This window comes from Paenibacillus sp. MAEPY2 (assembly GCF_000499205.1).
GTDB classification, from domain to species: domain Bacteria; phylum Bacillota; class Bacilli; order Paenibacillales; family Paenibacillaceae; genus Paenibacillus; species Paenibacillus vandeheii.
In genome coordinates this window covers 53037-63846 of the sequence record NZ_AWUK01000042.1, presented here as the reverse complement: position 1 = coordinate 63846, position 10810 = coordinate 53037, and the positions used below count along the sequence as shown (strand labels likewise).

At 46.6% G+C, this 10810-nt stretch carries 9 protein-coding genes; 8 read left to right on the top strand and 1 reads right to left on the bottom strand.

Annotation, left to right across the window (positions count from 1 at the left end):
• The first annotated feature begins 249 nt into the window (after positions 1–249).
• The 8 genes from P364_RS0129520 to pssA all read left to right on the top strand — a co-directional run bounded on the left by P364_RS0129520 (position 250) and on the right by pssA (position 10196).
• The gene (locus P364_RS0129520) at positions 250–1425 is read left to right on the top strand and encodes a GNAT family N-acetyltransferase (RefSeq protein WP_024633619.1); all 1176 of its coding nucleotides are present in this window, start codon (positions 250–252) and stop codon (positions 1423–1425) included.
• Between the two features lie 487 nt (positions 1426–1912).
• Entirely contained in the window at positions 1913–2374 is a 462-nt protein-coding gene (locus P364_RS0129515; protein WP_024633618.1) for a CtsR family transcriptional regulator, read from the top strand.
• A 30-nt stretch (positions 2375–2404) separates the two neighbouring features.
• Positions 2405–2929 (top strand): UvrB/UvrC motif-containing protein, encoded by a 525-nt coding sequence (locus tag P364_RS0129510; protein ID WP_024633617.1) that lies wholly within the window; start codon positions 2405–2407, stop codon positions 2927–2929.
• Between the two features lie 28 nt (positions 2930–2957).
• Positions 2958–4028: a protein arginine kinase gene (locus tag P364_RS0129505; RefSeq protein ID WP_024633616.1), complete on the top strand. Its 1071-nt coding sequence runs from the start codon at positions 2958–2960 to the stop codon at positions 4026–4028.
• 186 nt (positions 4029–4214) lie between these two features.
• On the top strand, positions 4215–6677 hold the full coding sequence (locus P364_RS0129500) for an ATP-dependent Clp protease ATP-binding subunit (protein WP_024633615.1): 2463 nt from the start codon (positions 4215–4217) through the stop codon (positions 6675–6677).
• A gap of 286 nt (positions 6678–6963) precedes the next feature.
• Positions 6964–8331: a DNA repair protein RadA gene (gene radA, locus P364_RS0129495; protein WP_024633614.1), complete on the top strand. Its 1368-nt coding sequence runs from the start codon at positions 6964–6966 to the stop codon at positions 8329–8331.
• A 13-nt stretch (positions 8332–8344) separates the two neighbouring features.
• Complete coding sequence (gene disA / locus P364_RS0129490; protein ID WP_024633613.1) at positions 8345–9421, top strand: DNA integrity scanning diadenylate cyclase DisA; 1077 nt, start codon at positions 8345–8347, stop codon at positions 9419–9421.
• 43 nt (positions 9422–9464) lie between these two features.
• Complete coding sequence (gene pssA / locus P364_RS0129485; RefSeq protein ID WP_024633612.1) at positions 9465–10196, top strand: CDP-diacylglycerol--serine O-phosphatidyltransferase; 732 nt, start codon at positions 9465–9467, stop codon at positions 10194–10196.
• 151 nt (positions 10197–10347) lie between these two features.
• Here the strand turns inward: pssA and P364_RS0129480 are convergent, their stop codons facing one another.
• Positions 10348–10743, bottom strand: coding sequence for a hypothetical protein (locus P364_RS0129480; RefSeq protein ID WP_024633611.1), 396 nt, complete (start codon positions 10741–10743; stop codon positions 10348–10350).
• Positions 10744–10810 lie beyond the last annotated feature (67 nt).

The window sequence follows — 10810 nt, the reverse complement described above, 5'->3', positions numbered from 1 at the left end:
GTAGGACGCCGCCAAGCGAAGAACCACTGCCGATGATATTCGGTGGTGGTTTTTATTTGCGTTTTTACTATAAATCATAGGTGAAACGATTATAGTATACGACTATATGTTATTTCCTGAGAGATGCACGTGCATCTCTTGTTTGACTTTGTCCCGTTCCTCTGACACACTCATAATTGGATACATACATCACGTATCAGGACATGATTTGAAAGATATCATAACTTAGAGAACGGGGTGCAGGACGACATGGAAATTCAGAAATTGACCGTAGATGATTTTGAACCAGCTATGGCACTCTCCGAGTATGCTTTTCAAGTGGTAATGAGTGAAGAACAAACGGATAAGCGGCGGAGTCAATTTGATTCACAGGATATATGGGGTGTATTTGAGGAAGGACAATTGGGTGCCAAACTTCACATTATTCCTTTTCAAACCTATATTCATGGGAGATCATTCGAGATGGGCGGTATTGCGGGTGTAGCCACATGGCCAGAATATAGACGTAAAGGCTGGGTAGCTGGGCTGTTGAAGCATGCACTGGAGGAAATGAACCGTAATAAACAAAGTATATCGTTTTTGCATCCGTTCTCGTTTGCTTTTTATCGGAGGTATGGTTGGGAGACTTATTGTGAATTTAAACGATATAAAGTGCCTACAGCTCATCTGCCTGCGAAAAAGGCAACCCCTGGAACAATTCGGCGCGGCGATCCGGGACTCAGCACATTAAAGGAAGTATACAGTGCTTATGCTGAGCGCTATAACGGAACTTTGATTCGGGATGATGCGAGATGGGAGAATTCTGTTCTCACTAAGGGAGCCAACCAGAAGGCTGTATATTATGATGAAGCTGGTAAAGCGCAAGGGTATCTTTTGTATGAGGTTAAAGAAAGAAAGTTTAGCATTAGAGAGATCATCTATCTGAACGAAGAGGCAAGACAAGCCTTGTGGACCTTTATAGCCAACCATGATTCAATGATAGAGGAAGTTACCTTACAGGCACCAGCCAGTGATATGCTTGCTTTTCAATTGGATAATCCGCGAATTCAGCAGGAAATTGTACCTTTTTTCATGGCACGTATTGTGAGTGTGGAGCAATTTATTTCACAGTATCCTTTTGCGAGTCAAGACTCTCCAGTACAGATTAATTTTCAGGTAGAGGATGCCCATGCACCATGGAATGAAGGGGTGTGGCAGTTGAATGTGGCGATGAACGGTACAGCTTCGATTTGGAAAACAACTGAGCCTGCAGCTAAAGATCAGACCGTTAAGGTAGACATTCAGGCGCTCACCGCAATGCTGATGGGTTATCGCAGACCTACGGAGATGGCTCAAATAGGCAGAATTGAAGGACCGACAGAAGCGATTAAGGCTTTGGAACAAGCGATCCCTAGACGGGAAACGTATTTACTTGATTTCTTCTGATGCGTTTTGACTCTCATGACGAGAGTTCTGACTCATTTTCATAGAGATTTAGCTTGCATAGCAATACGTTGCTAGTGTGAGAAAAGTAGACCTCTCCAGCTCTTTTGGAGAGGTTTTTTTGTGTCAGCCGAATATTTCGTGTAAAATCGTAAAAAATGAATAGTGCTCCCTCTTGGCAAAACCACAAAATATGCTATAATGTATATAAAGTCAAAGAAAGTCAAAGTCAACTAAAGGTTAAATACTTACGTAGCTTTCTTTCTGCAATCCGGTGGTGGGAGCCATTTTGAAGGTAGTACACATCAGCGGATATAGGCAATATTAAAGGACCTTCGAGCGTCCTTCGCTCTCCTGTAAACGACCATGAAAGATCAGTTTCGCTGTTTCCTTGATTGGTTAAATGGGTTAAATGGGTTGAGAAGGTGTACTCTGTAGGGGCGTGTGGGTCCTTATTGACTTAACGTTTCAGACAGTGGAGGATGATTGGATGCGTAATATCTCTGATATTATCGAACAATATCTGAAGAGTATTTTGCATGAAAGTCCCGAAGGAATGGTCGAAATTCAACGTAATGATCTGGCTGACCAATTTTCATGTGTGCCTTCCCAGATCAATTATGTCATCAGCACCCGATTTACACTCGAAAAAGGTTACCTTGTAGAGAGTAAACGTGGCGGCGGCGGTTATGTTCGCATACAGCGGATTGAATTGCCGGCTCACTCGGCTCTGCATAACCATTTGCACCATAGTATTGGAGATGAGATCGGGCAGACAGCTGCCGAAGGTCTGATTTACCAACTGGAAGAAGCACGTTTCTTAAGCAAAAGGGAAGCCGGGTTGATGCGGGCAGCTGTATCGAGAGAGATTATATTGGTCAAACTTCCTTACCGGGATCAAATTCGTGCCAGAATGTTAAAGGCGATGTTAATATCTTTGCTCGGTAAATGAAAACTATCGGGATCAAGGGGGTACATCATTGTGCTGTGCCAAGAATGCAACAAACGTCCGGCCACACTCCATTTCACCAAGATCGTGAACGGAGAGAAGACGGAATTCCATATTTGTGAGTCATGTGCTCGTGAAAAAGGGGAAATGATTCCCGGAACATCCAATGGATTTTCCATTCACAACCTATTGTCCGGGTTGCTTGATTTTGAACCCTCAGGCAAGAATGGAAGTGCGGGAGCTACACCTGCGCAATCCCTTCGTTGTGAAGAATGCGGCATGACCTATTCACAGTTTAGCAAAATCGGCCGCTTTGGCTGTAGTTCATGTTATAAATATTTTGACAGTCGTTTAGACCCGCTATTCAAACGGGTTCATGGCAGCACTTCTCACGTGGGTAAAGTGCCTGCACGAGCAGGTGGTCGCATCAAGGTCAAAAGACAGATTGCTGATTTGAAACGGGATCTTCAGGAGAGCATCACGCAAGAGGAGTTTGAAGAAGCAGCTCAAATTCGTGATCGGATCAGGGAACTTGAAAAAGAAATAGCTCAGGAGTAAAGTTTGTGATGAGTAGGAGGGATGCGTAATGTCTAATCTGCGTTTTACAGAGAAGGCGCTCAGCGACTGGATGCGTAGTGATGCGGCTGATTCCGAAATTGTGATTAGCAGCCGGGTCCGGATCGCACGCAACCTGCAGCATTATCCGTTTCCGATGCTGGCTTCCAATGAGCAATCGGAAGAAGTGCTGAATAAGCTGAGCGAGGTACTTCAATACGACGACGTTCATGCCTTTGGAGATTTTCATACCCTGGATCTGACTGATATCGATGACCTTGACAAACGGGTACTGGTGGAGAAACATCTGATCAGTCCCAGTCTTGCGAACGAATCCAGAAATGGTGCTGTTATTCTCAGTGAGGATGAGTCTGTCAGTATTATGATTAATGAAGAGGATCATCTTCGTATCCAGTGCCTCTATCCGGGGTTCCAGGTGAAAGAAGCCTGGGAGAAAGCTTCCGCCATAGATGATGCTTTTGAAGCGCATGTGGATTATGCTTTTGATGACCGCAGAGGATATTTAACCAGCTGTCCTACAAATGTAGGTACAGGTGTAAGAGCATCTGTCATGATGCATCTGCCCGCTCTGGTGATGACACAGCAGATCGGCCGCATTCTAACCGCAGTCTCCCAAGTCGGACTGACTGTACGAGGAATTTACGGTGAAGGCAGTGAGGCGATGGGTAACCTGTTCCAAATCTCGAACCAGATCACACTGGGGCAGACGGAACATGAAGTCATCGATAACCTGCATAGTGTTGTGTTACAAATGATCGGGCATGAGCGTACCGCCAGAGAGCGGTTAATGACCGACTCCCGATTGCGGATTACCGACAGAGTGATGCGTTCTTACGGCATTCTGTCCCATGCAGCTATCGTCGACTCAAAGGAAGCTGCACAGCGTCTGTCTGATGTTCGACTTGGTGTAGATCTCGGCTTGTTGGACGGCTTGTCCATAACCGTGATGAACGAGCTAAATGTGATGACGCAGCCGGGCTTTTTGCAGAAAACATTTGGGGAAGACATGCGGACAGATGAGCGTGACATTTATCGGGCTCAGTTGATCCGTGATACGATTAGTGCAGCCAATCAATCTTAGGCTAAACAACAGTCATTAACAAAGGTTTCACGTCGCATCTGCGGCTTTATATAATAGAGCATTTTATAATAAATGCTGAATGATTTTATTCGCAGCACGGCTGCAAACAAAAATGATATGAAGAAAATACGGTGGGATCTTTTCAACAGCCCCCGTTTTATCCAAAACCATGGAGGTGCAGGAGATATGATGTTTGGAAGATTTACGGAACGGGCCCAAAAGGTGCTCGCATTGGCGCAGGAAGAAGCTGTCCGTCTTGGTCATAATAACATCGGTACAGAGCACATTTTGCTCGGCCTCATTCGTGAAGGCGAAGGCATCGCAGCCAAAGCGCTGATCGGCCTGGGACTCGGATTGGAAAAAATTCAAGATGAAGTAGAAACGCTGATTGGCCGTGGCCAAGAGCAACCTACGAACATTGCATATACGCCTCGTGCGAAAAAAGTAATTGAATTGTCTATGGATGAAGCCCGTAAATTGGGTCATACCTATGTAGGCACTGAGCATATCTTGCTCGGATTAATTCGTGAAGGCGAAGGGGTCGCAGCACGTGTGCTGAACAATCTGGGCATCAGCCTGAACAAGGCACGTCAACAAGTGCTGCAACTGCTGGGCAGCAGTGAAGCCGTATCCAGTCATAACGGTACACCTGCCAATGTCAGCACACCAACGCTGGACAGTCTGGCACGTGACCTCACGGCTTATGCGAGAGAGAACAACCTTGACCCGGTTATTGGACGTAGCAAAGAAATTGAGCGTGTCATCCAGGTACTCAGCCGTCGTACCAAGAACAACCCGGTACTGATCGGTGAACCAGGTGTAGGTAAAACAGCGATTGCTGAAGGGCTTGCACAAAAAATTATCGCCAACGAAATTCCAGAGACTTTGCGTGACAAACGTGTCATGACCTTGGATATGGGTTCCGTTGTTGCAGGTACAAAGTATCGTGGTGAATTCGAAGATCGTCTGAAAAAAATTATGGATGAAATTCGCCAAGCGGGTAACATTGTCCTGTTCATCGACGAATTGCATACCTTGATTGGTGCAGGCGGAGCGGAAGGTGCAATCGATGCTTCGAACATTTTGAAACCGGCTTTGGCCCGTGGAGAATTGCAGTGCATCGGTGCAACAACACTGGATGAATACCGCAAATATATCGAGAAGGATGCTGCTCTGGAGCGTCGTTTCCAACCGATTACGGTAGATCAGCCTTCTCCAGAAGAAGCAATTCAGATCTTACACGGCTTGCGTGACCGTTACGAAGCGCATCACCGGGTTAAAATTACCGATGAAGCGATTGTACAGGCGGTTAAACTGTCTGATCGTTACATTACTGACCGTTTCCTGCCGGACAAAGCGATCGACCTGATTGATGAGGCAGGTTCCAAAGTAAGATTGAACTCTTACACGATCCCACCAAACCTCAAACAACTGGAAAGCCGTCTCGAAGATATCCGCAAGGAAAAAGACGCAGCGGTTCAAAGCCAGGAGTTCGAAAAAGCAGCAGCTCTGCGTGACACGGAACAAAAAATCCGTGAAGAGCTGGATGTAACGAAGAACCAATGGAAAGAAAAACAAGGCCGCACGGATTCGGAAGTAACGCCTGAGGATATCGCGCAAGTGGTAGCCAACTGGACTGGAATTCCGGTGAACAAGCTGAAAGAAGAAGAGACACAACGTCTCATGACTTTGGAATCGATTCTGCATGAACGTGTCATTGGCCAAGATGAGGCTGTGAAGTCCGTCAGCCGTGCAGTTCGTCGTGCCCGTGCTGGATTGAAAGATCCAAAACGTCCGATGGGTTCCTTTATCTTCTTGGGTCCAACTGGTGTAGGTAAAACCGAGCTTGCTCGAGCGCTTGCAGAAGCCATGTTTGGAGATGAGAATGCAGTCATCCGGATTGACATGTCCGAGTATGGCGAGAAGCATTCCACTTCAAGACTGGTCGGAGCGCCTCCGGGATATGTGGGATACGAAGAAGGTGGACAGCTGACAGAGAAAGTTCGTCGCAAACCTTACTCCGTCGTCCTGCTCGATGAAATCGAGAAAGCACATCCGGAAGTATTCAACATCTTGCTGCAAGTACTTGAAGATGGCCGTCTGACTGATTCCAAAGGTCGCGTCGTGGACTTCCGTAATACGTTGATCATCTTGACATCCAATGTCGGTGCAGAAGCGATCAAACGTAACTCTACACTGGGCTTCACAGCAGTTGTGGATGCAGGTGCGGATTACGATAACATGAAGGGTAAAGTGATGGATGAGCTGAAGAAAAGTTTCCGTCCTGAGTTCCTTAACCGGATTGATGAAATTATCGTGTTCCACTCTCTTGAAGAGAAACACATTGCTGAGATTGTTACCCTCATGAGTGAAGAGCTTCGTAAACGGCTGCGTGAGTATGAGGTCGACTTCGAGCTCACTGACAATGCCAAGGATTTCCTTGCCAAAGCAGGCTTTGATCCAGCCTATGGTGCTCGTCCGCTTCGTCGGGCGATCCAGAAGCATATCGAAGACAAATTGTCTGAAGAGTTGCTCACAGGTAATGTGGTCAAAGGAGATTCGTTGCTCATTGACGAAGAGAACGGAGCATTGTCTGTAACGAAAAAAGATGTTGTTGTTCCATCCAATGAGGAAATCGAAACAAAATAATTGACCCTTAATCAGTTTACTGATTCTGATGCATAAAACAAAAATCCTTCCTGGCTTTAGCTGGGAAGGATTTTTTTGTTTTTGGACCAGTTAGAGCCCGAAAGCTCTGTTATTTATCAAAACGACATTTGAACTGCTACGAACATGTGTAAAGTTTGCGATAATCCTTTACGAAAAATCTCAAACAATGGTAAACTTTTATTAACCCTGCACGTCAGGGTATATAGGGCAAAATTCGTCGAAAAATGCAAAATGCTGTTATAAAATAAATCCTAGGAGTGCTGAAGTGGCCAAAGTTAAAACCAAGTTTCAGTGTACGGAATGCGGCTATGAAGCCCCCAAATGGTACGGCAAATGTCCGGGTTGTCAGTCTTGGAATTCAATGGTGGAAGAAACCGAAACGGTGGTCAAAACACAAGGGAGAAATTCCCCTCTCTTTGAGAGTAAAGATAAGCCACTTCCCATCATAGATATAGATAGCGGTCAAGAACCGCGTGTACAGACTGGAATTGAAGAGCTGAATCGGGTTTTGGGCGGCGGAATTGTTCCGGGATCTCTCGTTCTGGTGGGCGGAGACCCCGGAATTGGAAAATCAACGTTGATGTTGCAGACATCTCATGCTTTGACCCATTCAGGTTTGCGCGTGTTATATGTCTCGGGTGAAGAGTCAGTCAAGCAAACCAAATTGCGGGCTGACCGTCTGGGTGCGCTGTCTCCTGAGTTATATGTGCTGTGTGAGACCAATATGGAGCGGGTTGAGGAAGCGGTGGAGCAGATCCAGCCGCATTTTCTTGTCATCGACTCCATTCAAACTGTATATCTGCCAGAAGTCACCAGTGCACCCGGCAGTGTAGCTCAGGTAAGGGAATGTACGTCACGTTTCATGCGGATAGCCAAAGGCCGAGGCATTGCAACCGTGCTTGTGGGGCATGTTACGAAAGAAGGCGCCATTGCCGGTCCACGTATGCTGGAACATATGGTGGACTGTGTTCTTTATTTTGAAGGAGAGCGGCATCATACGTATCGCCTTTTACGTGCGGTAAAGAACCGTTTTGGTTCGACCAATGAGATTGGTATTTTTGAGATGGGTGAAGAAGGACTTCGTGAAGTGGGTAACCCTTCAGAACTCTTCCTGTCGGAACGTCCGCTTGGTGTAGCGGGTTCTACGGTAGTTGCCAGCATGGAGGGCACACGTCCTCTGCTTGTGGAATTGCAGGCGCTCATCTCGTCTACACACTTTCCTTCCCCACGTCGCATGGCGACAGGGATAGACCATCACAGGCTGAACCTCATTATTGCTGTACTTGAGAAAAGAATGGGCATGTTTTTGCAAACACAGGATGCGTATCTGAATGTAGCTGGGGGCGTGCGGCTGGATGAACCAGCTATCGATTTGGCGGTTGCGGTCAGCATTGCATCCAGTCTGAGGGATGTACCGACCAAACCGGATGACGTCATCTTTGGCGAAATCGGTTTGACGGGTGAGGTTCGGGCCGTTTCACGGGCTGAACAACGTGTGAAAGAAGCTCAGAAATTGGGCTTTAAGCGTGTTATTTTACCAGAAAAAAGCTTAAAGGGCTGGAAACATCCTCGCGGGATACAACTGATCGGTGTGAATACCGTGGCAGATGCACTAGCGGTTGCTTTAGATTAGGGGGCATAACAAGATGAAAGATTCGAGCCAACTGGATAATATGAACGAATTGTTAAGGCTGATCGCACCAGGTACACCTTTCCGCGAAGGTCTGGAGAACGTGCTGCGCGCCAAGACGGGTGCACTGCTGGTTGTAGGATACAGCCCTGAAGTGATGGAAGTGGTGGATGGAGGATTCTCGATTAACTGTGATTTCTCTCCGAACTATCTGTATGAACTCGCCAAGATGGACGGTGCCATTATCCTTAGCGAGGATTTGAAGCGTATTCTATACGCCAATACTCAGCTCATTCCTGACTCATCCATCTCTTCATCTGAGACGGGGATCCGTCACCGGACGGCTGAGCGTGTCGCGAAACAAACAGGTAAATTAGTCGTATCTATATCGCAACGCAGGAATATTATCACCTTATATCAAGGAACACTACGGTATTCCCTCAAGGAAATCGGGGTTATTTTGACCAAAGCGAATCAAGCGATCCAAACCCTGGAGAAATACAAAGCTGTATTGACACAGTCCCTTACGAATCTGAGTGCCTCCGAGTTCGAGGAACTGGTGACGATTCCTGAGGTGGTCAATGTCATTCAGCGTACAGAAATGGTTATGCGCATCAAAACGGAAATCAAACGTTACATTCATGAACTCGGCAACGAGGGACGTCTGATCTCCATGCAGATGGAGGAACTCGTTGGTACAACGGAAGAGGAAGCCTGGTTGCTGTATAAGGACTATGCCCGTGTTGACAGTGATGAGAAAATCCGTGAGATTATCGTGGGTCTGAAAAGATTGTCGGACGATGAATTGCTGGATGCACATCATATCGTACGTCTGCTGGGATACCCTTCGTCAGCGGCTACCTCCGAAGATGCGGTTGCGCCTCGCGGATATCGGGTATTAAATAAGATCCCCCGCCTGCCGAATGTCATTATCCATAACCTGGTGGGTCAATTCGAACAATTGCCTCATGTCATTATGGCTACAATTGAAGAGCTGGACGAAGTGGACGGGATTGGAGAGGTACGTGCCCGAACCATTAAGGAAGGTCTCAAGCGTTTGCAGGAGCAGATGTTTATTGACAGACAGATGTAAGGGTTTGCCTATAACGGCTTGAAAATAATGAGGTGAAACAACGATGTTAACCAGATTCATTCCGAATCTCTTTACCTTGGGTAATCTGTTTCTTGGAATGATGGCAATCCTGCTTGCAATTGATGGAAATTATAGTTTGGCAGCCATTTTGGTCATTATTGCGATGTTGCTTGACGGCCTCGATGGTCGTGTGGCACGGGCACTGAATGCCCAGAGTGAATTTGGTAAAGAGCTGGATTCATTGTCTGACATGGTGTCATTTGGTGCAGCTCCGGCCCTGATTATATTCATGGTCTCGTTTCAGGATGCAACTCCGGTTCTTGCCTGGATCGCAACCGCAAGCTTTCCCATTTGTGGTGCCATCCGGCTTGCCCGGTTTAATGTTCGCCCCGGTATCCCCGGGTATTTCACAGGCTTGCCGATTCCAGCAGCCGGAGGTGTACTGGCTACACTGTCCCTGTTTAACAAGGATATCGGTCCTGTAAGTATGATGATTGCGACGCTGCTGTTATCGTATCTGATGGTAAGTTCGCTGAAATATCCCAATTTCAAAAAGGTTGGTCTGCCTCGTAAAGCGATCTGGATTGCACCATGGGTCATCGTCTTTGCGGTAGTGGTGGCAGTCATGTTCCAAGAACAACTATCCAAATTGATCTTTATTCCACTTGTGATATACGCTCTATATGGAATGAAGCATAATATGCGGACGGCAGCCTCACGTAACCGGGCCAAAAAGCGTAAGGAAGAGAAGTCTTCACGTCCTTCCGATCGCTAGGCATTCCATCATTCTGGAAGTCGGTCGGTCTGTGTCTCCTTTATCAACAATACAAAGAAAGCACGTACGCTCCTGAACGGAGAATGCGTGCTTATTTTTGTTTTTCAAATCTATAAGGTAACTTAACCATTTGCAACGAAATACGTATTGTTTACGACAAATTGAACATCCCTAACGTCGAACATTTCTGTGACTCGTGATTTACGACTTCTTCCATGTTGATGTCCAGCAGATTGCAGAGAGCCGACATATAAAACAGGTTCCGCCCCAGTTCAGAGCTGATCACCTCTTTACAATTCTCGCACAATTCACCTTCCACATGCGTTTCCAGCAGCCCTTTGGATTGAGCGATATCGCTCTCCGGGGCATATTTCTGCTTGGTGGCGTGCAGCTCAATGCAGCCGCATTCGGTAATGGCCTTGGACACGGCACGATTGACAGAAGCTCCGGCTTGTCCCGTTTTGGACAGTACATCAATCAGGCTGCGATGACGCAGCAACAGCTCGGAAACTTGATCCTGAAAAGCCTGTAAACTTAGCGTACTCATTTTGCTACTCACCTCGGGATATGAATTGAATTCATTATATGCCAATAATTTACCTTCTTTCAACTGA